Raw genomic sequence first — 26,984 nt, 5'->3', positions numbered from 1 at the left:
CCAGATTGTACTTTGTACAAAATTTTGTACACATTTGAGATAGGCCTCACCATGACCCAAGTGAACGCACCAGAATTCGTTCGTCACCCTAAGCTTATTGCATGGGTGGAAGAAATTGCTAAATTAACAAAACCAGCAAAAATTGAATGGTGTGACGGTAGCGCAGAAGAATATCAACGTTATATCGACTTGATGATCGCTAACGGCACAATGCAAGCGCTTAACCAAGAGAAACATCCTGGTTCTTATCTTGCAAATTCTGATCCTTCTGACGTTGCTCGTGTTGAAGACCGTACTTTTATCTGTTCTGCAAATAAAGAAGATGCTGGCGCCACTAACAACTGGGAAGATCCAGCAGTTATGCGCGAAAAATTGAATGGTCTGTTTGATGGTTCAATGAAAGGTCGTACCCTATATGTGGTTCCATTCTCTATGGGTCCTTTGGGTTCACACATTGCGCACATCGGTATCGAATTAACTGACTCTCCTTATGTGGCAGTCAGCATGTCTAAAATGGCTCGTATGGGTAAAGCTGTTTATGACGTTCTAGGTACAGATGGTGAATTTGTTCCTTGCGTACACACTGTGGGTGCACCACTTGAAGAAGGTCAAAAAGATGTTGCTTGGCCTTGCAACAAAGAAAAATACATCGTGCACTACCCAGAAACTCGTGAAATCTGGTCATTTGGTTCTGGTTACGGTGGTAACGCATTGTTAGGTAAAAAATGCCTGGCTTTACGTATTGCATCTTATATGGGTCGTCAACAAGGCTGGTTAGCTGAACACATGCTGATTCTTGGCGTGACTAGCCCTAAAGGCGAAAAACACTACATCGCAGCTGCATTCCCATCTGCTTGTGGTAAAACAAACTTCGCGATGCTGATTCCACCAGCAGGTTATGAAGGCTGGAAAATTGAAACTGTAGGTGACGATATTGCCTGGATCAAACCAGGTGAAGATGGCCGCTTATATGCAATTAACCCTGAAGCTGGTTTCTTCGGTGTAGCGCCTGGTACAAATACCAAAACGAATCCGAACTGTATGGCAACGCTTCATAAAGACGTGATCTATACAAACGTTGCTGTAACTGACAACGGTGAAGTTTGGTGGGAAGGTCTGACTAAAGAAGCACCTGCGAATCTGACTAACTGGAAAGGCCAACCACATACTGGCGAAGAAAAAGCGGCTCATCCGAATGCTCGTTTCACAGTTTCTGCTGGTCAATGCCCTTCTATCGATGCTGATTGGGAAAATCCAGCGGGTGTTCCAATTTCAGCGTTCATCTTCGGTGGTCGCCGTGCAGACACAGTGCCTCTAATTTCAGAAGCATTTGACTGGGTTGATGGTGTTTATAAAGCTGCAACCATGGGTTCTGAAACGACTGCTGCTGCTGTTGGTCAACAAGGTATCGTTCGTCGCGACCCATTTGCGATGCTTCCATTTGCTGGCTACAACATGGCTGACTACTTCACTCACTGGTTAGAAATGGGTGAGAAAGTTGGCGAAAAAGCTGCTGCTGCTGGTAACAAACTTCCTGGGATCTACAACGTGAACTGGTTCCGTCGTGATGCTGAAGGTAACTTCGTATGGCCTGGTTTCGGTCAAAACATGCGTGTTCTTGAGTGGATCATCGATCGTTGTGAAGGTCGTGCTGATGCTGTTGAAACTCCAATCGGCCGTGTACCTACTTACGAACAGCTCAACTGGACTGGTTCTGATTTCACTAAAGAACAGTTTGACCTGGTAACTTCTCAAGACAAAGATCAATGGATCAAAGAACTTGAAAGCCACACTGAATTGTTCAACAAATTGGGTGATCGTCTGCCAGAAGCGTTGAAAAAACGCCAAGCTGAACTTCTTGAAGCGGTCAAATCTGCTTAATTGCTGATTTAATTTTAAAAAGGTCGCGTAAGCGGCCTTTTTTTATTATTTTAAGGCAAGGTTAAAGCCAATCTTTTAATCTGTTTTACATCTAAATAAAAACCACATTCACTGTTTATTAATCTCCTCAAAGAACATCATTTAACCAGTTAATCCAATATAAAAATCAAGCAATTACTCTAAACAAATGGTAAATTTATGTTTTATAAAAATATTTGAAAATTCCATTATTTATTAAGACTAAAGTCCTATAAAAAGAGAAAACTTGGAGGCGTATAAGTATATAAAATCTCCTCACTTTCTCTCTCACTAAAACATAACTTTTTAGATTTTATAGCAATGAAAATTTAAAAAAGATGTGTTTTACAGCATTCCTTTGGAGCAATGTTGTGAATCAGCCACTTCCTGAAGCTGCTACACCGCAGCTTGACCGTAAAACACGGGTTAAATCTATTCTCGGTGGTTCTGCAGGTAACCTGGTCGAATGGTACGACTGGTATGTTTATGCAGCCTTTACCTTATATTTCGCTTCACAGTTCTTCCCTGATGGTGACAATACCGTCAAGCTCCTTCAGGCTGCTGCTGTATTCGCACTTGGTTTCTTGATGCGTCCGATTGGCGCATGGATTATGGGGGTTTACGCTGACCGCAAGGGTCGTAAAGCCGGTTTAACACTTTCTGTATCTTTGATGTGTGTCGGTTCCCTGATTATCGCCTGTGCACCTACCTATGATTCAGTGGGTATGCTGGCCCCTGCGCTGCTGTTATTTGCACGGTTGTTACAAGGTTTGAGTGTGGGCGGTGAATACGGTTCAAGTGCCACTTACTTGACTGAAATGGCAGGTAAAAATCACCGTGGTTTTTACTCAAGCTTCCAGTATGTGACCCTGATTTCAGGTCAGCTATTAGCACTCTGTGTATTGATTTTCCTACAACGTACTTTGACTGAAGCACAACTCACTGAATGGGGCTGGCGTATTCCCTTCCTGATTGGTGCATTCTTAGCAATTGTAGTGTTCTGGATCCGTCGCGGTCTGGTAGAAACACAATCTTCAAAACAGGCTGTTGAACAGGCGAAAAAAGGTGGTCCTAAATCCGGTGCCTTAGCATTATTCACCAAATACCCTAAACAGGCGTTTACCGTGATCATGCTAACTGCAGGTGGTACTTTAGCTTTCAACACATTCACTACCTATTTGCAGAAATATCTGGTGAACACTTCAGGTTTTGAAAAGACTACAGCGACTGAAATTACCACCCTTGCGATCTTTGTATTCATGTTATTGCAACCAGTTGTGGGTGCACTTTCTGACAAAATTGGCCGCAAGCCAATCATGATTGCTTTTGGTGTGCTTGGTGTACTATTTACCATTCCCATCTTTAATGGCTTAGGCTCAACTACTAACCCAACCACTGCTTTCATGTTATGTATGAGTGGTATGGTGATTGTGACTGGCTATACAGCAATTAACGCAGTGGTAAAAGCTGAACTATTCCCTGCACACATTCGTGCCTTAGGCGTAGCTTTGCCTTATGCAATTGCTAACACCCTGTTTGGTGGTACAGCAGAACTGGTGGCTTTAAGCTTTAAAAATGCCGGCCATGAAAATTACTTCTTCTATTACATTACTTTCATGATTGGCCTGTCACTGCTGACTTATGTCTTTATGAAAGACACTAAAAAGCACAGCATGATTACTGATGACTAAGTAACTGTATTGCTTTAGGAGCTTTCCGGATGGAAACATTCGGAAAGCTTTTTTATTGGAATTTTATGTTTACTGCCATTCCGCTCTTTCATTGCTATGGCATACTTGTCTGATAAAAATACGGGAAATCATCATGATGAAAAAAACAGTTTTTTTACTCGGTTTAACTATCGGCACTTTGGGCCTGACAGCATGTCAGACGGCACCTCAACAGTTTAACGGTCAGACCGGTTATGAAATTCTGGAACGTTCAGAAAATTCTGCAACCTTAAGCTATACATTAGCTGGACGACCAAGTCAGGATGAGAACAGATTACAGGCTGCTTGCAGACAAGTCCTTGGAACCACTAAAAGCTATAATATCCAGATTATCAACAGTCAGGAAATAGTTAACCCAACTCCAGAACAGGTTCAGTATGGCCGTCAACTCGGGGATAGTCGTACCCAGATCAGCTTGAGTAATACACCTGATTTATATAACAGTGAAAATCCGGGTGCCCGAGAGGCATTAGAAGCCCGCCCTACCACTGTACGTGTGATTCGCTATACCTGCTCATAAAAACAGAGCATAAAAAAAGGGCTTGATGCCCTTTTTTCTTTTTCAATTCTTGTATGTTATTTAGTTCGATAGAAGCTGACATTGCGGAATTCTGGTGATTCATCCAGATCTGGCCAGGTGGTCGCACTGCGTTCATCCAGTTTAAGATATTGTGGATGACTAAAGTTTTTAACCCGGCTGTCTGCAACCCAGACCTCGGGTGCAAATTTCAGGAATTCATCCAGAAAGAAGCGGTTACACTGATCATAGAGCACATCAGCCGCTAGCAGTATATCCACCTGCTCTGCTTTATACAGATCATCCAGATATTCCAGCTCGACATTATTCAATTCAGCATTGGCACGACAGGCATCCAGACTGACCTGATCGATATCACAACAGATCACCCGCTTGGCTCCTGCCATTTTCGCAGCAATCGCAACTACACCCGAACCCGCACCAAAATCCAGTACCACTTTGTCTTTGACATGATGTGGCTCTGTCAGCAGCCATTGTGCCATGGCCAGTCCAGATGCCCAGCAGAAGATCCAGTACGGCGTATCATTCCAGATGCGGCGAATCACCTCATCATCCAGCTTGTCTGTTGGAAAGACTGGCGGTATCAGCCACAGTGAAATCGGTGTTTCCGGCAGTTGTTGTGCCGTTAGTTCACAATTAGGAATGACTTGGTGTAAGGCTTGAAGCAGATGCTTAGGGGCTTTAGGAAATTGGAAAGTACAGCTCATTGGATTTTTATTTTTGAATATTCAGAATTTTAGTTTCAAACACGAAACCCAAATTAATAAAGAAAGTTCCCTCTCCTTTATTAAAGGAGAGGGCTAGGGAGAGGATTAACTTTAAAAAAACCCTCACCCCAACCCTCTCCCATAGGGAGAGAGAGACAGCATTAACCCAAAGCTTTCTCAGCAGCTTCCACAGTTTGACGAATCAGTGTGGTGATTGTCATAGGACCTACACCACCCGGAACTGGGGTATAAGCAGAAGCAACTTCTTCGATACCAACTAATTGAATATCGCCTACACCGCCGCCATCACGTGGGTGGAAACCAGCATCTACAACAACAGCCCCTGGTTTGATCCAGTCTTTCTGGATCAGTTCAGCTTTACCCACCGCACCCACAATGATGTCAGCCTGTTTTACAAATTCAGGCAGGTTTTGGGTACGTGAATGGCAAATGGTCACAGTAGCATTCGCTTCAAGTAACATTGCTGCCATCGGTTTACCTAAAATCGCAGAACGACCAACCACTACCGCATGTTTACCTGCGATTTCGATATTGTTTTCTTTCAGGATGGTCATGATACCTGCAGGCGTTGCAGAACCATAAGCCGCTTCACCCATTGCCATACGACCATAACCCAGGCAAGTCACACCATCTACATCTTTTTCCAGTGAGATGGCATCAAAACAAGCACGTTCATCAATTTGTGCAGGAACCGGATGTTGTAACAGAATACCGTGAACATCTGGATTTGCATTCAATTTTTCAATTTCAGCAAGCAATTCTTCAGTAGTCGTTTCTTTTGGAAGCTCAACTTTTAATGAATCCATACCAACACGACGGCAAGCATTACCTTTCATACGTACATAAGTTGCAGATGCGCCATCGTCACCCACCAAAATAGTCGCAAGAATTGGAGTACGACCTGATTTTGCTTTTAGCGCTTCTACGCGAGTTAACAAGTCAGCTTCAATTTGCTTCGCCAATGCACGACCGTCTAGAACTAATGCCACGGCACTTCTCCCAAGTGTTGATATGAATCAATTTTGCACATTCTACATGATAATTCTGAATATTTTCCGTCATATGCTGTTTTTATGCGCATACAAATGAATATCCTATTGTTTTTTTTTCAGAGCTTGATAATATACGCATCAACAAGACGCGGCGGGGTGGCAGAGTGGTCATGCAGCGGACTGCAACTCCGTGGACGCCGGTTCGATTCCGACCTCCGCCTCCAATCTTGTTAAAGCCCGAGTGGTGAAATCGGTAGACACAGGGGATTTAAAATCCCCCGCCCACAAAGCGTGCCAGTTCGAGTCTGGCCTCGGGCACCATTCTTCTACTACTGAAGATGGTGTAAATAAAGAACCCAGCGAAAGCTGGTTTTTTTATGCCTGTAATTTGCTAAATCTAGTTCTCAATAGAATTTTATTAGCATTCGCCAACCTACTCTGCTTTCAAAATATCATCCAGCAGAGCGTAAATAACCTTCTAGATCCTGTTCCAGTTTTTCCTGAAAATGAATCGGCTCAATGATCTTTACATGTGGTAGCCAGTAACGTACCAGTGGCAGCAACTGCATTTCATGACGAATCTGACAACTAATCAACAATTCTCCAGACTCTGATTCCTGTTCGATCTGCTGTTCCGGAAATAAACGGCGCTCTTTAAAAAATACCGTGACTTCAGGTTGCACCTTCATCAAAACCTGCTGTTTTTGCTGGCCAAACCAGATGCTGTCTTCATCTGCCAGCATTTTCAAAACTTCAGGATCATGCTCAAAGCTTTCATTTTCAAAAACCAGTTTGACTTCCTGCAACTGACTTAAACGATAGGTTTTGAGCTCAGCTTCAGTGACACCGGCCAGATACCAGATGCCATGATGATGAATCAGTCGATATGGCTGGATGATCCGTGTTTGATCGGAATATTGCAGCTCAATCTCCTGCCGTTTATAGATCGCCCCTGCAAGCAGCTTGAAATGCTCGGCAAACTGTTTGGCATCTTCAAAATAATAGCCTTTTGCCGAAAATACCTGATTTGCCCGCTCATCCAGCAATTCACGAATAAAAGACATATCCAATGCCGGATACAAGTCACTGATTCCGGACAACTGTGCAAAATTCTGGATATCCTGTAACTTGAAACGCCCTAAATATGAAGGCTCAAGATAATAGCGTTTGGTATTTTCATCCTGTATGAGCGGTAAATACGCATTCAGACGAACAAAATCACGCTCAATGGTACGGGTGCTGACCTGAAATTCTCGTGCCAGCTCCTGTACACTCAACTGATGCCCTATATTAAGTTTGGTTAAAATATTTGCCAAACGGTCTGCGAGGCGCTCATGCGTTGACGCATTGCCCTTCATAAATACCCTCTTCGTGCCGCTTGTGCAGCACAATGAATCATCTGCTTAGAATTTTTAAATTATGGGAAAATTATACAGCCAAATAAAAACGAGATTAGAGTTATTCACTTCAACTTAAGGCTAATAGGCAAGGGGTTTTTTAAGATTTTTTACGACGTTTGTAGTGTGGTTTCGGTGCTGAGTGGCTCAGCCGTTCCATATAGCGTTCCAGATGCAACATGGCTTGATACAGCTTGTGTAAATCGGAACGAAGTAACTGATTACGGATAATTGCTTTATGCAAACGCTTCAATGCACGAAAGCCATGTTCATGCGTATAAGGGCTCGACACTATCTTCATAATATACTTCCTTTTAATACGTGACATTTCATCTAATACCAAACAATTTAGTCAGATTATATTTAAGCGCTAATTTACTCCTCGGTTTTGACAGGTTGTGTCGAATAATCGACACTTTTTACCGTTTTTTAAAATTTATATCCCTATTTCAATCAATTAATTTAAATTAGTTATCGTTTTTTATGCAAAATAAAAGCCAACAAAAGTTGGCTTTTATTATTTCTATTACAAGAATAATTAGATGATTTCCACCACAATCTTACCGATATGTTCACCTGTATCCATCGCTGCATGCGCATCCTGAATCTGGTCAAACTTGAAGGTTTGATAGATCATCGGTAAACATTCGCCTTTTGCCCAGAGTGGTGCCACATGCTCTTTCAGGCCTTGGGCAATTTCAGCTTTCTCAGCCGTATTGCGTGCACGCATGGTGGAACCAGTAACGGTCAAACGTTTCATCATGATTTGACCCAGTTTAACCTCCTTAGCCTTAGCACCGCCCAGGAATGCGATATACACCAGACGGCCATCACGACGCAGCAGATTCAGGTTTTTCTCCAGGTATGGCGCACCCACCATATCCAGAATCACATCTACACCAGCATTATCCGTAGCTTCATTGATGACCTGCTCAAAGTCTTGGGTCTTGTAATTGATTCCTGTGGTCAGATGTGAAATCGCCTGGATTTTTTCATCACTACCTGCTGTCGCAAAGGTTTTGATTCCTAATGATTTGCACAGCATTAAGGCCGTGGTCCCAATCCCGCTGGTACCACCATGAATCAGCACCGTTTCCCCTGCCTTAGCCTTACCCATCTGGAACACATTTGCCCATACAGTAAAGAAGGTTTCTGGAATCGCCGCAGCCTGTACAAAGCTCACACCTTCAGGAATGTTTAAAGTCTGACTCTCTGGCACAACGCAATATTCTGCATAACCACCACCATTGGTCAGGCCACAAACCTTATCACCCACTTTAAACTGACTTACTTCACTTCCGACTGCAACCACTTCACCGGCAACTTCCAGACCCGGTACCGGAGTCACACCCTTAGGCATTGGATACAAACCCTGACGCTGCAAGATATCCGGACGGTTAATCCCAAAAGCATGAACCTTAACCAGAACTTCATCTGCTTTTGCTTCTGGAATGGCAACGGTTTCATAAGCGAGTTTCTCTACACCACCCGGTTCTGTAATGATGACTTGTTGCATGCTGTGTTGCGTCATGGATTCTTTCCCTAATATTCACGTTTCGTATTTTTCGAACTTATTTGAACATAGAAATGCTATGGATTGAAGCAGCATGGACTTATGTATAATCAGCTGCCTATTTAGTAAATTGATATAAGACCATTGATGACAATAATTACAAAAGCGAAAACAGAGGATATCGACGCTATTCTTGAAATTTGGTTCAAGGCTTCTTTAAAGGCACATGATTTTATTCCTGCTAGTTATTGGGAAAAAAAGCTGCTTCAAATGCGAGATTTATATTTACCCTTAGCAGAAAACTATGTCCTTAAAGAAAATCATACGGTGCTTGGCTTTGTTTCATTATTAAAATCGGAAAATGTATTAGCTGCACTTTTCATTGATCCAGAGCAGCAAGGTGCGGGCTATGGCCGCCGTTTAGTTGATTTCTTAAAACAGCAATGTAATCAGCTGCATTTAAATGTCTATGCTGCAAACACATCAGCAGTTTATTTTTACCAAAAGCAGGGTTTTAAGATGATCAATCAAGGAATCGATGAGAATACCGGTCAAGCTGAACTCACTATGAGCTGGTTTAAATCTTAATTTTGAAATGATGAGAGCAAATTCATGTCAGCAGTCATCACCTACAATGAAGATAATTACAGTGACTTCGAATGGTTTGAAGGCCTTGCTGTGATCCGTTTCTATGCTGACTGGTGCAAGCCCTGTGTGCAGAATTTTCCGGTCTTTGAGGAACTGGCAACACATTATGCTGGGCATAAGCCAGAAATTAAATTTGGCAAGGTCAATGTCGATCAATCACCGATTTTAACCTTACGCTATAACGTTTATGGCCTGCCCTCTACCCTGATTTTTAAAAATGGGCAGATCATTCAGCGTATTGCCGGTGTTAAAAGCCTCACCGAGATGAAAGACATTTTGTCTCAAGTGCTAGATAACTTCTCTGGCTAATCCAACCAGACCAATCCACTATTTAGCAGATTGATCTGGCATCTGCACAAACTGCATCAGAAGTTTACGTACCAGCGGCAAGACAAGCAGAATCAGTGGAAATGCCACCAGCCACGACAGTCCCCAAGCATGTAACCATAACGAGATAAAGGCATCGCTCCAGCCTTTATTCAGCAACATATTAAAGCAGGAAATCGCACCGCTCATAATGCCGGAAAGAATCAAGGGCATTAACCAGTTCAGATGTTTTAGGTGAAATTTTGGGAGATTGTTTTTCATAAATGACCTTTAGAATACTTACTTTTCTTCACTTTGGGCTTTCACTATCTGTTTCAGGGATTTCATAAACTGGGCAAATTGCGGCATGAATTCCTTGAAGAGTGGCAACTCTTTATTTTCCAGCATGACTTCACTAAACAGTTTTAAGCCAACAGCAAATGCCTTGGTACTTTCCCCATCCAACAACTGACTGGCTTGAAGTTTTTCCAGTATTTTAAAGATGTCATCGTGATTACCCACCTGAAACTGTAGCGCCTCAGTATAGGTGGATGGATTACCTTGAGCATCAGCCAGATGTTGAACAGTCACTTCATATTGATGTTGTTTCATGTCCTGCTCCTACAGTTGACGGATATTAATTGCAGCCTGTTCAATCTGGGCAGCAATATCACTGATCTGCTCTGGACGAAGTTCATTTTGCAGTTTGAATCGCAGTGAAGCCTTCAGGCTTTCCATCGAATTATGGATATCGATATAGCGTTCATCTTCTTGAATACGGCGACGGGTTTCAAAACGGTTAAGCACTTTTTGTAGGGTTTCCTGACTATCTGTAAGATGCTCACGGCCTTTGTCTGTAATGTGGTATTGCTTACGTTCATCCACACTCATGATCACTTGGGTATATTGCTGTTCTTCAAGATAGTTAATCGTCGGGCAGATCGTGCCTGTACTCGGCTTATAGCTCCCACCAACCAAAGCAGCCACTTCTTTAATAATGTCATAGCTGTACTTGGGCGCTTGAGCAATAAAATGCAGCACAAGCAGTTTCATTTCGCCTACTTCAAAGAGGCGTTTGCGAGGTTTTGGAGAGTTTTCTCGCTCTTCTATTAATGCAAAATCAGAAGTTCTAGACATAGCAAAGATATATCTTAAATTTAATATAAGATATATCTTATCATAGATAATATTGAATTTATTTCAAGTGAAGCAATAAAAGTTAAATTTAAGAAGAAAAATAGGCACGAAATACTTGTGAAAAACATCCTTCCTTATAAAGCCATTTTCTCAGTTGAGATTACAACAATTAACTAGGAACCTTTTGTATAGTTACTGTCTTATCTAAATGTATAAAAATAGATGCTTTATAATCTTAGTCCCTCAACTTAAATTTTAACTTTTATATTCTCGCACCATCCGATCACTGACATCTTCCGGATAGCAAAGTGGCGCATAACCTCCAGCACGATTATAAGCACTTCGTTTACCGCAACGACTACCATTACGCGCTGTATTATATGGACAAGGACAATTTCCCGGATAGCTTTCAATTGACTGTTGAATAATCTTCCGTTTAATTGCTTCCGCACTTTGGCTGCTCTGCTTGGCTTCTGCTCCAAAAGCTACACACAAACCAGCTAGTAATAATAATTTTTTCATACATCCCCCACCTGCGGAGCATTGTATAAAGCTTCAACTAAATTGAAAGATCACATTTTCATTGATCGGATAATTTTCCATCAATCAAAATTCAGGCAATAAAAAACCCGCCTTACAGCGGGTTTTTTCAAAAATCAGTTCAGTCTTATAAACGAACTAATTCCACAATTTTCTCAGCAAGTTCTTCAACGGCTTCTTGTGCGTAAGTCACATCTGTACCTTCTGCAAGGTCAGTAATGACTACTACACCAGCTTCACGAACAAGTGCAACCTGTTCAGCAGTCAGACCCGCTTTCGCAATTGCAACTACACCTTGTTGAATCAACAGGCTTTCAAGTGCTTGAGCATTTTCCAGAGCTTTCGCAGTTACTGTCACCGCAGCAGGTTTTTGACCCAAACGTGCAGCACGTGCTTCAGCAGTCACAGGTTCATCATGCGCAGTCCATTCAATCGCTGCTTCAACCATACCCGCACCGACTGTCACATTGCTTAAACGGTCGATGAAGATGAAAGAACCGGTGTAACGGCTTTCTTGATAACGGTCAAATACTACTGGAGCATCAAATTCGATAGTCACGTCTGCAATCGCATTCAGTTCCAGCTGTTCAACTTCCAGTTTTTCCAATGTGTTGACATTGGTACGGTAGTGAATTTTTTCAACTTTTGCAGGAATCGTTTGTGTACCGAACTTAACGTTATACAGCTTACCCACTACAAGCGGCTGGTCATTCATCCAAACCACAGATGCACGGGCAGAACGTGAAATTAAAGGCTGCTGGCCTGCTTTAACCAGCACGTTACCACGTGAAATATCAATCTCGTCATTCAGGGTTATCGTAATCGCCTGACCTGCAATTGCATGATCCAGATTGCCATCAAAAGTGACGATTTCTTTCACTGTTGATTTCTTACCAGATGGCAGTGCAACAATTTCATCGCCAACTTTCACTTCACCCAGTGCGATGGTACCGCAGAAACCACGGAAGTCGAGGTTCGGACGGTTGACATATTGAACTGGAAAACGGAATTCGTGCTTGCTGGTATCGTGTGCAATTTCAACGTTTTCCAAAGTCTCCATTAAGGTTTCACCTTGGTACCAAGGTGTATTTGGAGATTTGTTGACAACGTTATCACCATTTAACGCAGAGATCGGCGTAAAGATGATGTTGGCAGGTTTACGGTCACCTAACTGGTCCACGAACTTGTTGTACTCAGCCTGAATTTCATTGAAGCGTGCTTCAGAGAATTCAACCAGGTCCATTTTGTTCACTGCAACCACGATATTACGAATACCTAACAGGCTCGCAATAAATGAGTGACGACGTGTTTGAGTCTGAACACCGTAACGCGCATCGATCAGGATGATGGCAAGATCCGCAGTAGACGCACCAGTTGCCATGTTACGGGTGTACTGTTCGTGTCCCGGAGTGTCGGCAATGATGAACTTACGTTTTTCAGTAGAGAAATAACGGTAAGCTACGTCAATGGTAATACCTTGCTCACGTTCAGCTTGCAGACCATCGACCAGCAGCGCCAAGTCAGGTGCATCGCCAGTGGTACCCACTTTTTTAGAGTCACGGGTAACGGCTTGCAGCTGATCTTCATAAATCAGTTTTGAATCGTAAAGCAGACGACCGATAAGAGTAGATTTACCATCATCCACGTTACCGCAAGTCAGGAAACGCAATAAGTCTTTATTTTCGTGCTGTTTCAAATAAGCCAAAATGTCTTGGCTAATAAGTTCTGATTGGTGAGACATTGCTCATAGCTCCACAAATACGTTGAAATCGGTTTCTTTTAATCCCCCTGTTTCCCCCTTTGTAAAAGGGGGATTATCTCCTCTCTTTCTTAAAGAGAGGTCGGGAGAGATTAAATTAGAAGTAACCTTCCTGCTTTTTCTTTTCCATCGAACCTGCTTCGTCATGGTCGATCATACGGCCTTGACGTTCAGATGTGGTCGCTAAAAGCATTTCCTGGATAATTTCCGGTAAAGTTGTTGCAGTTGATTCAACCGCACCCGTTAATGGGTAACAACCTAAAGTACGGAAACGAACCGATTTCATTTGTGGCACTTCGCCTGGATTCAGGCGCATACGCTCATCATCAACCATGATCAGCGTACCTTGACGCTCAACGACTGGACGTTCAGCAGCTAAGTACAATGGAACAAGTTTAATATTTTCAAGGTAGATATATTGCCAGATGTCTAGCTCAGTCCAGTTAGACAATGGGAATACACGAATACTTTCGCCTTTGTTCACTTTACCATTGTAAAGGTTCCAAAGTTCTGGACGCTGGTTTTTAGGATCCCAACGGTGTTTAGAGTCACGGAATGAATAAACACGTTCTTTGGCACGTGATTTTTCTTCGTCACGACGTGCACCACCGAAAGCAGCATCAAACTGATATTTATCCAGTGCCTGTTTCAGACCTTGGGTTTTCATAATGTCAGTATATTTAGAGCTACCATAGTCGAATGGGTTTACGTCCGCATCACGACCTTCTTTGTTCTGATGCACGATCAGATCAAAGCCATGTTCTTTGGCCATGTTATCACGGAACTTGATCATGTCTTTGAATTTCCAGCCGGTATCTACATGAAGTAGCGGGAATGGAAGTTTTGCAGGATAAAACGCTTTCAGTGCTAAATGCAGCATAACTGCTGAATCTTTACCGATTGAATAAAGCATAACCGGATTTTCAAACTCGGCAGCAACTTCGCGAATGATGTGAATACTCTCAGCTTCAAGCTGTTTAAGATGAGTAAGTCTTTCCTCATTTAATGACATGGACAACCTGCGTATTACACGTGTACTTATTACACTTTATAAAATTTATATTCATTATAGTGATTAACTTTTCATAACGATTGCTTGTTTTGTGATATTCATATATTAAAACGTCATATAAAAATTCACTAATATCAACTATCAGTTTTTATGAATCTGACAGTTCAGCTAAATAAAGACAATTGATTGTTTAGTAAAAGCACTCTGGAAGATTACTTTCAGCAATGAAATGATATATTAATCATCTAAATGCACAGTTCACATCTCGGCCAAAAAAAATTAGAGTAGGATTAGTTCCTCCAATTTAAAAACTATGTATGCCTTATAATGAATTTGATTTAGATACTTTAAAATCCCGTCTGAAACAGGCAAAACTTGCCGGTTTTATTTACCAGCACCAACAACATATTTTGGTTCTTCAGGAACCTTATACTGAAGATGGCAGTCCATTAAATATTTATATCCAGCATGAACTGACAGCGGATCAGATTGGCCTGCAGTTTGGCCTGCGTAAGCTGAATAATCAATGGGAATACCTGCTCGGTATGACTTATAGCAACCAGCAGGCAGGTTACGAAATAGGTGTCGGCAATCTGAGAGGCGATCAAAAAGCTTTTAACCTGCTTTATGCTTTCTATAACTATCCTAAAGCCTTCTTCTTGGTGGCCTTACCTTTGTCTGCAAATACTCAGGCATTGGAACAGGCTCTTGACGAACAACTATTTAATCAGCCTGAACTTAAATTTCTGGAGGCTGCAGTAAAAACCAATCCAATGGGCGAACAGGTGCAATGGATGAAAAACTATATTCTGCAACAAGCCCTAGAAATGAAAGTCCGTATCCAGACCGCCATCCTTTAATACTTTTATACATATAAATAGAGATAGAAAAGCAGACGTCCATCAATTGCTTTTCTATTCTTTAGAGGCTTTGTTGCACAAACCTATCTGTAAAGGCTTTTTCAGCGATATAATTTTCAAATGAAGAAGCCTACACATAAAATCTACCGCACAACCAATTGGCCCGCATATAACCGAGTACTCATGAGTCGCGGAAATATTGCCATTTGGTTTGATCCTGCTACGCAATGGTATGCTCCATCAAAAGGCAAACAAGGGCGAAATCAAACCTACTCCGACGCAGCTATCCAATGCTGCTTAATGATTAAATCCTTATTCCGTCTATCTTTACGTATGGTCACTGGCTTTGTGCAAAGTCTGATTGAACTTTGCGGATTAAATTGGACCGCACCAGATTACAGTACGCTTTGTAGAAGACAAAAGCATATTGATATTGCAATCAGCTACCAAAAAAGTAGCGAGGGGCTGCATCTACTTGTAGACTCTACAGGCATGAAGTTTCTAGGTGAGGGCGAATGGAAACGCAAGAAACATGGAGCTGAATATCGTCGCCAATGGCGTAAACTACATATTGGTATAGATGCCAAAACCCTACAAATACGCGCTATTCAGCTCACAACCAATAATGTCAGTGATTCACAGGTGCTTGGTGATTTACTTAATCAGATTCCACAAGATGAGCAGATTGACTCTGTTTATACCGATGGAGCTTATGACACCAAGCAATGCCGTCAGGTCATTGCAGATCGGCAAGCACATGCGGTGATTCCACCTAGAAAAAATGCGAAACCATGGAAAGATAGAAAGAGTAGCTCGCTAGAGCGAAATGAATTACTTCGAACAGTTAAACGTTTAGGCAGGACATTATGGAAAAAATGGTCAGGCTATCATCGCCGCAGTTTGGTGGAAACCAAGATGCATTGCATCAAATTATTAGGCGATAAATTAATGGCAAGAAGCTTTCCTAGTCAGGTGAATGAAATTCATGCACGTGTAGCAGTCCTCAACCGATTTACGGAATTAGGTCGACCACTTACCCCAATTACGCCTTAAATTTGGCTCAATTAGGGGCGCTTTGCATTTCAAATCTTTGTGCAACAAAGCCTTCTTTAGATAAAACCTCAGATTCGCCCTACCTATATAAATAGTCGACATTTATTTGTAGCTAAGAAAAGCTCATCACATATTGTTAAATTTTAGATTTTATCAAGCTATCCCAATAGGGAATTTTGTTGTTTTTTGCTTACAATTTTATTAATAACTGTTATCTTTAACAGGGTCATAAAATTTCTATAAAACCATAATTAGAGACAGAAACTCATGTGGGAACTGTTCACTCATCCTTCCAACATTGTATTTAGTATCAGTTTAAGTCTGATGCTGATGTTTGCTGCCTTGGAATGTGTCTTGCTGATGCTGGGAGGTGGCTCCCAGAATATGTTCGAACAATTTCTGCCTGAAGAACCGCTTCACCCGGAAGTAGGTGTTGATCAGCATACTGGCCTGTTCAATAAAGTATTCGACTGGCTTTATCTGGGTCGCCTGCCTCTCTTTATCTGGCTCATTATTTTCCTGACCAGTTATGGTCTGAGCGGACTATTGATCCAAGGCCTGTTCGAACGATTTACCAGTCAGCTTTTAAATGCATGGATTATTTCCCCTGCCTGTTTATTTTTATGCATGCCGATTGTACGTGGGCTGTCCGTGCTCGCTGCCAAGATTCTACCCCAAGATGAAACCATCGCGATCTATAGCGATGAACTGATCGGACGAACCGCCACGATTATTCTGGGAGATGCCAAAGCTAACTCCCCTGCTCAGGCCAAAGTTCAGGATCAGCATGGTAAGACCCATTATGTGCTGGTCGAACCTGAACGCAATGAAATATTTAATCAGGGTCAGACAGTAGTTCTGACTCAAAAAACTAAAAATGGCTTTCAGGCTATTGAACTTTAATTAAACCAATTTCCTATAAAAACTAAGCTTGCCCAAAGAGACTTTATAATAATGCTAAATTTTGATTTATATAATGTTTTGATTATTGCGGGGATTATATTCGTTGGCCTTGTCACCTTCGGATTAATCATTGCACGTTTATACCGTCGTTCCAGTAAAGAAATTTCTTTTGTGCGTACCGGTTGGGGTGGTGAAAAAGTGATTCTAGGCGGCGGAGCTTTGGTGCTACCGGTGCTACATGAAATCATTCCAGTGAATATGAATACTCTGCGTCTGGAAGTCCGTCGTGCCGATGATCAGGCGCTGATTACCCGTGATCGCATGCGTGTCGATGTAATGGCTGAATTCTATGTGCGCGTAAAGCCTACTGCAGATTCGATTGCCACTGCTGCACAAACGCTTGGTCAAAAGACCATGTCACCAAATGAACTGAAAAATCTTGTGGAAGGTAAATTTGTCGACTCTTTACGCGCCGTTGCCGCTGAAATGGCGATGGAAGAATTGCATGAGAAACGCGTCGACTTCGTACAAAAAGTACAGCAAGTGGTATCTGAAGATCTACATAAAAATGGTCTGGAGCTTGAAACTGTTTCTTTAACAGGTCTGGATCAAACCGGCTTTAAATACTTCAATCCGCAAAATGCGTTCGATGCTGAAGGTTTGACCAAACTCACTGAAACCATTGAAGATCGTCGCCGTAAGCGTAACCATATTGAACAGGATACAGATCTGGCCATTAAAGCCAAAAATCTGGAAGCTGAACAAGCACGTCTGCAAATTATCCGTGAAGAAGAATATGCCAAACTGCAACAGGAACGTGAAATTTCAATTCGCCGTGCTGAACAGTTAGCCGAAATTGCCGCTCAGGAAGCTGCAAAAAAGCGTGAGGCGGAAGAAGCCCGTATTGCTGCTGAACGTGAAGTAGAACTGAAACGTATTTTGGCGGCTCGTGATGTTGAAAATGAAAACATCCAGAAAGCCCAGCTCATTCAAAAAGCTCAAGTTGAACAGAAGAAAACCATTGAACTGGCTGAACAGGATCGTGCGATTGCGATTGCAGAAAAATCCCGTGCTGAATCTGAAGCCAAAGCTTTAGCTGATCAGGCACGTGCTCAAGCGGTTAAAGCGGAAGAAGAAGTCGTCACTGTCCGTCAGATCCAGCAGGCTGAACGTCAAAAAGCGGTTGAACTGGTTGCAGCTAAAGAACAGGCTGAGAAAGATGCGATTGCTATTACCGTCGCAGCAGAGGCTGGCAAACAGGCAGCAGCTGATGATGCGGAAGCAGTTCGTATTGCCGCTGAGGCCGAAGCTGAAAAAGTTCGCTTGAAAGCCAAAGGTGAAGCGGATGCAAAAGTCTTACTTGCTCAAGCGATGGAGAAACAGTATCAGGTCGATGCTGAAGGTACTCGCGCTGTGAATGAAGCAAATAATGTACTGTCATCTGAACAGGTGGAAATGCAAATCCGCCTAGCCATGCTGAAATACTTGCCTGAAATCATTCGTGAAAGTGTTAAGCCTATGGAAAACATTGATGACATCAAGATTTTGCAAGTCAATGGTTTACATGGCACACATGCGGGTTCTTGTCAGGCAGATGCCCATCATGAAGGCAGCAATGTTGCCCTCTCCGATCAGGTGGTGAATAGTGCTTTGCGTTATCGTAGCCAGGCACCTTTAATTGATAGTCTGATGAATGAATTAGGCATTCAGGGCGGTGACATCAATGGCATGACCCAAAGCCTGAAAGCTAAAGCTGGTGTAGATAACTAAATACTCAATTTTCGAGTTATCATCTAGTTAGATTTTAATTTTCTTTTGTAGCAATTATAAAAAAGCCCTCAATAATGAGGGCTTTTTATCAGCTCAACAAATTAAGCCAAACCTTTTTCTTTCAATACCTGGAGCATGGTTGAACCCAACTCTGCAGGACTACGTGTATACGCCATTCCCGCGCGTTCAAAAGCTGCAAATTTCTCTTCAGCAGTTCCTTTACCGCCAGAAATAATGGCACCTGCGTGACCCATACGCTTACCTTTCGGCGCTGTTACACCAGCGATATACCCTACCACTGGCTTGGTCACATGTGACTGAATATACTCAGCTGCTTCTTCTTCCGCAGTACCGCCAATTTCACCAATCATGATAATGGCTTCAGTTTGCGGATCTTCCTGGAACAGTTTCAAGCAATCAATCTGGTTCATGCCTGGAATCGGATCACCACCGATCCCGATACAGGTAGACTGACCTAAACCAAGTTTTGTGGTTTGTGCAACCGCTTCATAAGTCAAAGTACCTGAACGTGAGATAATACCGATCTTACCTGGCTGGTGAATATGACCCGGCATGATGCCGATCTTACATTCACCTGGCGTAATGATGCCCGGACAGTTTGGACCAATCAGACGCGTGCCATTACCATTGGTCTCCAGATAACGTTTGGCTTTCAGCATATCCAGTGTTGGTACGCCTTCAGTAATCACCACGATCAGTTCAATACCTGAGTCAACAGCTTCTACAATAGAATCGAGGACAAAAGGTGCAGGCACATAAATCACAGAAGCATCAGCTTGAGTTTCTTGCACCGCTTCACGCATGGTATTAAATACTGGCAAATCCAGATGTGATTGACCGCCTTTGCCCGGTGTTACTCCACCAACCACTTTAGTGCCATAGGCAATAGCCTGTTCAGAGTGAAATGTACCGTTCTTGCCTGTAAAGCCTTGGACTAAAACTTTGGTGTCTTTATTAATTAATACGCTCATTGTGATACTCCTTAAGCTTTTACTGCAGCAACAATTTTTTCTGCAGCATCGGCCAGGCCATTTGCAGAAATCAATTTCAAACCAGATTCATCCAGTAACTTGGCACCAAGCTCGGCATTGTTCCCTTCAAGGCGAACAACTACAGGCACAGTGACATTCACTTCCTGAACCGCTGCAATAATTGCCTCAGCAATCATGTCACAACGTACAATTCCACCAAAAATATTAATCAAGACACCTTGTACAGAAGAATCTGCCAAGATAATTTTAAACGCTTCAATTACACGCTCTTTGGTTGCACCACCGCCCACATCCAGGAAGTTGGCTGGCTGGCCACCATACAGTTTGATAATGTCCATAGTTGCCATCGCAAGACCGGCACCATTGACCATACAACCAATATTGCCCTCTAAAGCAACGTAGTTCAGGTCAAATTCAGATGCTTTCAGTTCACGCTCATTTTCTTGTGATTTATCACGTAAAGCAGCAACTTCAGGCAGGCGGTACAGTGCATTCGAATCAATACCGACTTTGGCATCGACACAGAGAATGTCACCATTTTCACGTACAGAGAGTGGGTTAATTTCAAATAAAGCAAAATCATTTTCAACAAAAGCTTGATAAGCAGCTGTCATGACTTTAACAAATTGATTGATCTGGCTATCTTTTAACTTAAGTGCAAATGCCACTTCACGTGCTTGGAATGGCAATAAACCCACCAAAGGATCAACTTCTACTTTAATGATTTTTTCAGGATTTTCTTCTGCAACTTTTTCAATTTCGACACCGCCTTCTGTGGATGCCATAAAGGTAATACGACGGCTAGAACGGTCAACCACCGCACCCAAATACAATTCACGCTCAACCGGATACACATCTTCAGACACCAGAATGCTATTGACTGGCTGACCGTTTGCATCGGTTTGATAGGTCACTAAACGTGAACCAATAATCTGATTGGCATATTCAGCTGCTTCTTCAGCCGACTTTACCACTTTTACCCCACCCGCTTTGCCACGACCACCTGCGTGAACCTGCGCTTTTAATACCGCAAACTTCCCACCAAGCTGCTCAAAAGCATGTACTGTTTCCTCAGCATTGGTAGCAAGAATACCTTCTTGTACAGGCATCCCATATTTTTTTAATAACGCTTTTGCTTGATACTCATGTAAATTCATTGATTAACCTTTTACTACTTATTTGACTTTGTTATTACACGTATTCCCAATATTTCTTGGTTCACATCAATCAATATTGGTATTTTTGGATCTTAAATTTTACTTATCTTTATTTTTAGATGATTATTCATTCAAAAACAACCACCAAATGTAAAAAGAGCGGCCGGAGCCGCTCTTCGAAGAATTACTTACGCTTACGTTGGATCGCGTGAATCGCACGACCATCAACTGCAAGAGCAGCTTCATGTACGACTTCAGAGAACGTTGGGTGACCGAAAGTCATCAACTGTAGGTCCTCTACTGAAGAAACAAATTCAAGAGCGATCATACCTTGGTGTACGATATCAGACGCAGCAGGTCCAATCACGTGCATACCCAGTAGACGGTCAGTTTTTGCATCAGCAACAAACTTCACGAAACCAGCATTTTCGCCCGCAGCCATTGCACGACCATTCGCAGCGAAACCGAATTGACCCGTTTTAACTTCGTGGCCTTTTTCTTTCGCCTGCTCTTCTGTTAAACCTACCCACGCCGCTTCTGGGTGTGTGTAAATTACAGAAATGATCGTATCGTAGTTGACTTGTGCAGCATGACCGTGAATACGTTCAACTGCCATTACACCTTCTTCCATTGCTTTATGGGCAAGCATTGGACCACGTACCAAGTCACCAATTGCGTATACGCCTTCAACAGAAGTTGCACACCAATCGTTTACTTCAACCAGACCACGTTCAGTGAGTTTAATGCCTGAATCTTCAGCCAATAGGCCTTCAGCATAAGCACGACGACCAACACAAACGATCAACTTGTCGAAAGTTTGAGTTTTGTCTTCACCACCTTGAGTGTACTGAACAGTAACTTCACGACCGTTCACTTCAGTACCAGATACTTTCGCACCAACGCGGATATCCAGACCTTGTTTAGTCAATACTTTTTGGTAGTCTTTCGCCAATGCCTTATCAGCCATTGGTAAGAATGCGTCCATTGCTTCAAATACAACAACTTCAGCACCAAGACGACGCCATACTGAACCAAGTTCAAGACCGATGACACCTGCACCGATGACACCAAGACGTTTAGGTACTTCCTGGAATTCAAGCGCGCCAGTAGAGTCAACAATGATGTCTTGATCTACAGGAGCAACAGGAATATTTACAGGTACAGAACCAGTCGCAAGAATCACGTATTTAGGTTCTAAAACTTGAGTTTCGCCTTCGTGTGAAACGAACTCAACTTTTTTACCAGCAAGCAATTTACCAGTACCTTTTAACCATTCAACGCCATTACCTTTCAGCAGGCCGTCGATACCCATGGTCAATTGGTTTACGATTTTGTCTTTACGTGCAAGAAGTTTTGCAAGATCAAACTTCACTTCACCCGTTGTAATACCGTGGTCATCTAAATGCTTAACAGTATCTTCATAACGGTGAGAAGAATCTAGAAGTGCTTTGGAAGGAATACAACCGACGTTTAGGCAAGTACCGCCTAAAGAAGGTTTACCTTTATGAATACGTTTTTCGATACACGCAACTTTGAAACCAAGTTGCGCAGCACGAATTGCAGCTTCGTAGCCACCTGGGCCACCACCAATTACAACTAAATCGAATTGTTGAGACATTATTCTCTCCAAAAATGGGCCTAGAGGATCACCCTAAGCCCATGGATTTATTCTTTAGAATTAAAGATCAAGGATCAGACGAGCTGGTTCTTCTAACAATTCTTTGATTGTTACAAGGAAACCTACAGCTTCTTTACCATCGATTAGACGGTGGTCATAAGAAAGCGCTAGGTACATCATTGGCAAGATTTCAACTTGACCATTCACTGCCATAGGACGTTCCTGAATTTTATGCATACCCAGAATCGCAGTTTGTGGAGTGTTCAAGATTGGAGTTGAAAGTAATGAACCGAAAGTACCACCGTTGGTAATTGTGAAAGTACCACCAGTCATGTCTTCGATTGCCAGTTTGCCTTCACGCGCTTTACCAGCATATGCACGGATGCCGTTTTCAACTTCAGCATAGTTCATGCGGTCTGTATCACGAAGAACAGGAACCACCAGACCACGGTCAGAAGAAACCGCTACACCGATGTCATAGTAACCATGGTAAACGATATCGTCGCCATCGATAGACGCATTCACTGCTGGATAGCGTTTCAGTGCTTCAGTCGCCGCTTTAACGAAGAATGACATGAAGCCTAGACGCGCACCATGACGTTTTTCAAACGCCTCTTTGTACTGGTTACGCATTTCCATGATCGGTTTCATGTTTACTTCGTTGAACGTCGTCAACATTGCTGTTTCTTGAGTTGCAGCAAGCAGACGTTCAGCAACACGTTTACGCAGACGAGTCATTGGAACGCGTTTTTCGATACGTTCACCGACTGCAACGCTAAGCGGTGCAGCAGCAGGCGCTGCAGGTTTAGATTGATGGTTCGCAACATCTTCTTTAGTGATGCGACCGCCACGACCTGTACCAGATACGTCAGCAGCATTGATACCAGATTCGGTTAATGCTTTACGTACTGCTGGAGCCTGGTCTTGAACCTGTTGACGCTCAACGATCGGTGCATTACCCGCTTCAGTTTTTGCAGCAGCTTGCTCTACTGATGCTTCAGTTTCAGATTGAACTGCTTGAGTTTGAGTTGCGCCAGATACGGCACCTTCTTCAAACTGTGCAATCACTTCAGCAGAAAGCACTGTATCGCCTTCATTTTTAACGATTGATGCAATTGTACCGTCTGCAGGAGCAACAACTTCTAAAACAACTTTATCAGTTTCAATATCACAGATCACTTCATCACGTGATACTGCTTCACCTGGTTGTTTGTGCCAAGTTGCGATCGTACCGTCCGCAACTGACTCTGGAAATACCGGTGCTTTAATTTCGGTTGCCATTATTTAGAATCTCCTGGATTATTCAGCATCGATCGCTAGAGCGTCGTTAACGAGCTGAGCTTGTTGTTTTGCATGCAAGTATGGTGAACCACACGCCGGTGCAGCTGAAGCTTCACGGCCTGCGTAACTAATACGGATTTGTTTGCCCGCTTTCATCACATCGTCATATAAACGAGGCGCGATGAACAACCAAGCACCTTGGTTTTTCGGTTCTTCTTGTGCCCAAACCAGTTCTTTCACGTTTGGATACTGAGCAAGAACTTCTGCAAGACGTGCTTCTGGGTACGGATACAATTGTTCAATACGTACAATTGCAGTGTTGTTCAATTCTTTTTCACGACGTTTTTCAACCAGATCGTAGTAAACCTTACCACCACACAGTACCAGACGGGTTACGTCTGCTTTGTTGATGTTATCTACTTCGTCGATCACAGTCTGGAATGTACCGTTTGCCAGTTCTTCCAGGTTAGACACCGCTAACTTGTGACGAAGCAATGATTTAGGTGACATAATGATCATTGGTTTACGGATCGGGCGGATTGCCTGACGACGTAACGCGTGGAAGATCTGTGCAGGTGTAGTTGGAGTCATCACTTGCATGTTGTCTTCAGCACATAGTTGCAAGAAACGTTCCAGACGTGCAGATGAGTGCTCAGGACCTTGACCTTCGAAACCGTGTGGTAGAAGCATAGTCAGACCACATACACGTTCCCATTTGGTTTCACCAGATGAGATGAACTGGTCGATCACCACCTGTGCACAGTTTGCAAAGTCACCGAACTGAGCTTCCCAGATGATCAGGCTCTTAGGAAGAGTCGTTGCATAACCGTATTCAAATGCCAGTACTGCCATTTCAGACAATAAAGAGTCATAGATCGCAACACGCGGTTGGTTCTCTTTGATATGGCAAAGCGGGATATAAGTTGAACCATCTACCTGGTTATGCAGTTTTGCATGACGGTGTGAGAATGTACCACGACCCACGTCTTCACCAGTTAAACGAACCAGATAACCATCATCTAGCAGTGATGCATAGGCTAGAGTTTCAGCAGCACCCCAGTTCAGTGGCATTTCACCAGTTTGCATTTTCAGACGGTCGTCAATCACTTTAGATACCTGACGCTGCATCACGAAGCCTTCTGGAAGCTCACGCATTTTGCGGCCAAGCTCTTTAAGACGTTCTAGATCACAAGTAGTATCCCACTCGTCTGTGTATTCATGACCCAGGTACGGTGTCCAGTCTACGAACATTTTCTTGTTCGGCTCTAGAACCAGTGCATTGGCTACATGTTTACCTGCTTCAAGATCAGAACGGTATTGTTCAACCATTTGATCTGCAGTAGCGCGATCAAGCACACCTTCTTGAACCAGTTTGTCAGCATAAAGCGTACGAGTTGTCGCTTTTTTGTTGATCACTTGGTACATCATTGGCTGAGTTGCAGCTGGTTCGTCCGCTTCGTTATGACCACGACGACGGTAACAGAACATATCAATCACAACGTCTTTACGGAAAGTATGACGGAAGTCATGTGCAAGCTGAGCAACAAACAACACAGCTTCAGGATCGTCACCATTTACATGGAAGATCGGTGCCTGAATCATTTTCGCGATATCAGTACAGTATTCTGTAGAACGTGCATCACGTGGATCAGATGTGGTGAAACCAACCTGGTTGTTCACTACGATATGAACTGTACCACCTACTGTGTAACCACGAGTCTGTGACATCTGGAAAGTTTCTTGGTTTACGCCCTGACCTGCAAATGCAGCATCACCGTGAACAATCACTGGTAACACGTCATCACCGCCAATGTCTTTACGACGTACTTGACGTGCACGTACAGAACCTTCAACTACAGGTCCAACGATTTCAAGGTGAGATGGGTTAAACGCCAATGCCAAGTGAACTTCACCACCTGGAGTCATTACGTTAGAAGAGAAACCTTGGTGATACTTAACGTCACCAGAACCTTTCTTGTGTAGTGATTTGCCTTCGAACTCACCAAACAGGTCAGCCGGGTTTTTACCCATGATGTTAACCAGAAGGTTCAGACGACCACGGTGTGGCATACCGATCACCACTTCTTTACAGCCTACAGAACCGGCACGCTGGATCAATTCATTCACCATAGGAATGAAAGACTCACCACCTTCAACACCAAAACGTTTTGCACCTACGAATTTATTACCGAGGTATTTTTCCAGACCTTCAGCCGCAGTTAAACGTTCAAGAACATGTTTTTTCTGATCAGCACTCAGGCCATATTGACCACGTGCGCTTTCAAGACGTTGCTGGATCCAGCGTTTTTCTTTGGTATCCACGATGTGCATGTATTCAGCACCGATAGAGCTACAGTAAGTCGCTTCCATCGCTTGGACCATTTCGCCCAAAGTCGCTGCTTCCTTACCAATCGCAAGGTTACCGGTATTGAATATAGTGTCCAGATCAGACTGAGTTAAACCGTGCGCAGAAAGATCAAGATCTGGCACAACTTCACGTTTAGCCAGACCTAATGGATCCAATTTTGCTTTTTGGTGGCCACGGTTACGGTACGCAGCAATCAGCTGTAAAACGCCAATTTGACGACGTTCATGCTCTGAACTTACTGTCGATTGGATAACAGGCTGAATACGGCTTGAATTGCGACCTAAAAGTAGGAATTGCTCACGTACATTGCTGTGTGGTTGATCACCTTTTGGGAATTTATCGAAGTACGCTCTCCAGTCAGCACCCACTGAGTCTGGAGCAGTGAGGTACTGCTCATAAAGTTCTTCAATATACGCTGCACTATCAGCGGAAAGTTCAGTGTCAAGACGCAGAGCGTCAGCAACTTCTTGCATTTGTGGACCCATTTCCTATTGCAAAAACATTTTCAGGATGCTTTTTAAGCAAAACCCAGGATTAGTAATGTCAAATTGATAATTCAACATTAGTCCCCCATAAGGCATAAGCCATGAGGCGTTATCACCACACCAAGAAAATTCTTGATATGTTTAATGAACAATAACGCCCCTCAGCGGCATCATCACTCATTGAATACCCGATCGTGACCGAGCAATTTTTTGCAAATCGACTTAGAAAAAACAAAGATTTAAACTATATTTTTTCTAAAGCGACTTTGACTTACAT

The 26,984-nt window shown here is 42.9% G+C and carries 25 protein-coding genes and 2 tRNA genes; 11 read left to right on the top strand and 16 right to left on the bottom strand.

Going from position 1 to position 26,984, the window contains the following annotated elements; all coding sequences use genetic code 11:
* The first annotated feature begins 51 nt into the window (after positions 1-51).
* From AC4MBN_RS04195 to AC4MBN_RS04185, 3 genes are all read left to right on the top strand, one after another.
* Positions 52-1,881 (top strand): phosphoenolpyruvate carboxykinase (GTP), encoded by a 1,830-nt coding sequence (locus AC4MBN_RS04195; RefSeq protein WP_034706283.1) that lies wholly within the window; start codon positions 52-54, stop codon positions 1,879-1,881.
* 356 nt (positions 1,882-2,237) lie between these two features.
* A complete protein-coding gene (locus AC4MBN_RS04190) occupies positions 2,238-3,590 on the top strand; it encodes an MFS transporter (RefSeq protein ID WP_491880720.1) in 1,353 nt (450 codons plus the stop codon).
* A 136-nt stretch (positions 3,591-3,726) separates the two neighbouring features.
* Complete coding sequence (locus tag AC4MBN_RS04185) at positions 3,727-4,149, top strand: hypothetical protein (protein WP_171431238.1); 423 nt, start codon at positions 3,727-3,729, stop codon at positions 4,147-4,149.
* A 56-nt stretch (positions 4,150-4,205) separates the two neighbouring features.
* Here AC4MBN_RS04185 and AC4MBN_RS04180 read toward each other — a convergent pair whose 3' ends face one another.
* Positions 4,206-4,874 carry a class I SAM-dependent methyltransferase gene (locus AC4MBN_RS04180; RefSeq protein ID WP_491880719.1) on the bottom strand — a complete coding sequence of 223 codons (669 nt, stop codon included), beginning with the start codon at positions 4,872-4,874 and terminating at the stop codon, positions 4,206-4,208.
* A 161-nt stretch (positions 4,875-5,035) separates the two neighbouring features.
* Entirely contained in the window at positions 5,036-5,884 is an 849-nt protein-coding gene (gene folD / locus AC4MBN_RS04175) for a bifunctional methylenetetrahydrofolate dehydrogenase/methenyltetrahydrofolate cyclohydrolase FolD (protein WP_004782941.1), read from the bottom strand.
* A gap of 153 nt (positions 5,885-6,037) precedes the next feature.
* On the opposite strand from folD, the gene AC4MBN_RS04170 reads away from it, so the two are divergent.
* Positions 6,038-6,111, top strand: a tRNA-Cys gene (locus AC4MBN_RS04170).
* An 11-nt stretch (positions 6,112-6,122) separates the two neighbouring features.
* Positions 6,123-6,208: transfer RNA gene (locus tag AC4MBN_RS04165), tRNA-Leu, on the top strand.
* A 131-nt stretch (positions 6,209-6,339) separates the two neighbouring features.
* Here AC4MBN_RS04165 and AC4MBN_RS04160 read toward each other — a convergent pair.
* From AC4MBN_RS04160 to AC4MBN_RS04150, 3 genes are all read right to left on the bottom strand, one after another.
* Positions 6,340-7,245, bottom strand: a complete 906-nt coding sequence (locus AC4MBN_RS04160; protein ID WP_491876034.1) for a helix-turn-helix transcriptional regulator — start codon at positions 7,243-7,245, stop codon at positions 6,340-6,342.
* A gap of 139 nt (positions 7,246-7,384) precedes the next feature.
* Entirely contained in the window at positions 7,385-7,585 is a 201-nt protein-coding gene (locus AC4MBN_RS04155) for a hypothetical protein (RefSeq protein ID WP_491876035.1), read from the bottom strand.
* Positions 7,586-7,822: 237 nt separating this feature from the next.
* On the bottom strand, positions 7,823-8,815 hold the full coding sequence (locus tag AC4MBN_RS04150; RefSeq protein WP_419363293.1) for an NAD(P)H-quinone oxidoreductase: 993 nt from the start codon (positions 8,813-8,815) through the stop codon (positions 7,823-7,825).
* Between the two features lie 129 nt (positions 8,816-8,944).
* Here AC4MBN_RS04150 and AC4MBN_RS04145 point away from each other — a divergent pair, with 129 nt between their 5' ends.
* Entirely contained in the window at positions 8,945-9,385 is a 441-nt protein-coding gene (locus tag AC4MBN_RS04145) for an N-acetyltransferase (RefSeq protein WP_491880939.1), read from the top strand.
* Between the two features lie 24 nt (positions 9,386-9,409).
* The gene (locus AC4MBN_RS04140) at positions 9,410-9,754 is read left to right on the top strand and encodes a thioredoxin family protein (RefSeq protein WP_491880718.1); all 345 of its coding nucleotides are present in this window, start codon (positions 9,410-9,412) and stop codon (positions 9,752-9,754) included.
* Positions 9,755-9,772: 18 nt separating this feature from the next.
* On the opposite strand, the gene AC4MBN_RS04135 is transcribed toward AC4MBN_RS04140, so the two are convergent.
* From AC4MBN_RS04135 to cysD, 6 genes are all read right to left on the bottom strand, one after another.
* Entirely contained in the window at positions 9,773-10,033 is a 261-nt protein-coding gene (locus AC4MBN_RS04135) for a DUF2798 domain-containing protein (RefSeq protein ID WP_312332494.1), read from the bottom strand.
* Between the two features lie 18 nt (positions 10,034-10,051).
* On the bottom strand, positions 10,052-10,363 hold the full coding sequence (locus AC4MBN_RS04130; protein ID WP_491880717.1) for a DUF3861 domain-containing protein: 312 nt from the start codon (positions 10,361-10,363) through the stop codon (positions 10,052-10,054).
* 9 nt (positions 10,364-10,372) lie between these two features.
* Positions 10,373-10,888 carry a PadR family transcriptional regulator gene (locus AC4MBN_RS04125; protein WP_419374372.1) on the bottom strand — a complete coding sequence of 172 codons (516 nt, stop codon included), beginning with the start codon at positions 10,886-10,888 and terminating at the stop codon, positions 10,373-10,375.
* Between the two features lie 255 nt (positions 10,889-11,143).
* Entirely contained in the window at positions 11,144-11,410 is a 267-nt protein-coding gene (locus AC4MBN_RS04120) for a hypothetical protein (protein WP_419374371.1), read from the bottom strand.
* A 145-nt stretch (positions 11,411-11,555) separates the two neighbouring features.
* A complete protein-coding gene (gene cysN, locus AC4MBN_RS04115) occupies positions 11,556-13,169 on the bottom strand; it encodes a sulfate adenylyltransferase subunit CysN (protein WP_491880716.1) in 1,614 nt (537 codons plus the stop codon).
* Between the two features lie 115 nt (positions 13,170-13,284).
* Positions 13,285-14,199, bottom strand: coding sequence for a sulfate adenylyltransferase subunit CysD (gene cysD / locus AC4MBN_RS04110; RefSeq protein ID WP_491880715.1), 915 nt, complete (start codon positions 14,197-14,199; stop codon positions 13,285-13,287).
* A gap of 317 nt (positions 14,200-14,516) precedes the next feature.
* Between cysD and AC4MBN_RS04105 the strand changes: the two genes are divergently transcribed.
* The 4 genes from AC4MBN_RS04105 to AC4MBN_RS04090 all read left to right on the top strand — a co-directional run bounded on the left by AC4MBN_RS04105 (position 14,517) and on the right by AC4MBN_RS04090 (position 18,785).
* Positions 14,517-15,059 carry a hypothetical protein gene (locus AC4MBN_RS04105; protein ID WP_419363277.1) on the top strand — a complete coding sequence of 181 codons (543 nt, stop codon included), beginning with the start codon at positions 14,517-14,519 and terminating at the stop codon, positions 15,057-15,059.
* A gap of 120 nt (positions 15,060-15,179) precedes the next feature.
* A complete protein-coding gene (locus AC4MBN_RS04100) occupies positions 15,180-16,112 on the top strand; it encodes an IS5-like element IS17 family transposase (RefSeq protein WP_491880714.1) in 933 nt (310 codons plus the stop codon).
* A 267-nt stretch (positions 16,113-16,379) separates the two neighbouring features.
* A complete protein-coding gene (locus AC4MBN_RS04095) occupies positions 16,380-17,015 on the top strand; it encodes a YqiJ family protein (protein WP_419363275.1) in 636 nt (211 codons plus the stop codon).
* Between the two features lie 51 nt (positions 17,016-17,066).
* Positions 17,067-18,785 (top strand): flotillin family protein, encoded by a 1,719-nt coding sequence (locus AC4MBN_RS04090; RefSeq protein WP_034704966.1) that lies wholly within the window; start codon positions 17,067-17,069, stop codon positions 18,783-18,785.
* A 101-nt stretch (positions 18,786-18,886) separates the two neighbouring features.
* On the opposite strand, the gene sucD is transcribed toward AC4MBN_RS04090, so the two are convergent.
* From sucD to AC4MBN_RS04065, 5 genes are all read right to left on the bottom strand, one after another.
* The gene (sucD, locus tag AC4MBN_RS04085; protein ID WP_005234623.1) at positions 18,887-19,777 is read right to left on the bottom strand and encodes a succinate--CoA ligase subunit alpha; all 891 of its coding nucleotides are present in this window, start codon (positions 19,775-19,777) and stop codon (positions 18,887-18,889) included.
* A gap of 11 nt (positions 19,778-19,788) precedes the next feature.
* On the bottom strand, positions 19,789-20,955 hold the full coding sequence (sucC, locus tag AC4MBN_RS04080) for an ADP-forming succinate--CoA ligase subunit beta (protein ID WP_004782971.1): 1,167 nt from the start codon (positions 20,953-20,955) through the stop codon (positions 19,789-19,791).
* A 184-nt stretch (positions 20,956-21,139) separates the two neighbouring features.
* On the bottom strand, positions 21,140-22,573 hold the full coding sequence (gene lpdA, locus AC4MBN_RS04075; protein ID WP_419374367.1) for a dihydrolipoyl dehydrogenase: 1,434 nt from the start codon (positions 22,571-22,573) through the stop codon (positions 21,140-21,142).
* Positions 22,574-22,633: 60 nt separating this feature from the next.
* The gene (odhB, locus tag AC4MBN_RS04070) at positions 22,634-23,854 is read right to left on the bottom strand and encodes a 2-oxoglutarate dehydrogenase complex dihydrolipoyllysine-residue succinyltransferase (protein ID WP_005234619.1); all 1,221 of its coding nucleotides are present in this window, start codon (positions 23,852-23,854) and stop codon (positions 22,634-22,636) included.
* An 18-nt stretch (positions 23,855-23,872) separates the two neighbouring features.
* Positions 23,873-26,695, bottom strand: a complete 2,823-nt coding sequence (locus AC4MBN_RS04065) for a 2-oxoglutarate dehydrogenase E1 component (RefSeq protein ID WP_005234618.1) — start codon at positions 26,693-26,695, stop codon at positions 23,873-23,875.
* Positions 26,696-26,984 lie beyond the last annotated feature (289 nt).

Source organism: Acinetobacter sp. CAU_H_60 (assembly GCF_058599385.1).
Note: the sequence above shows the minus strand (reverse complement) of the source record. Positions and strands in the feature narration are given on the sequence as shown.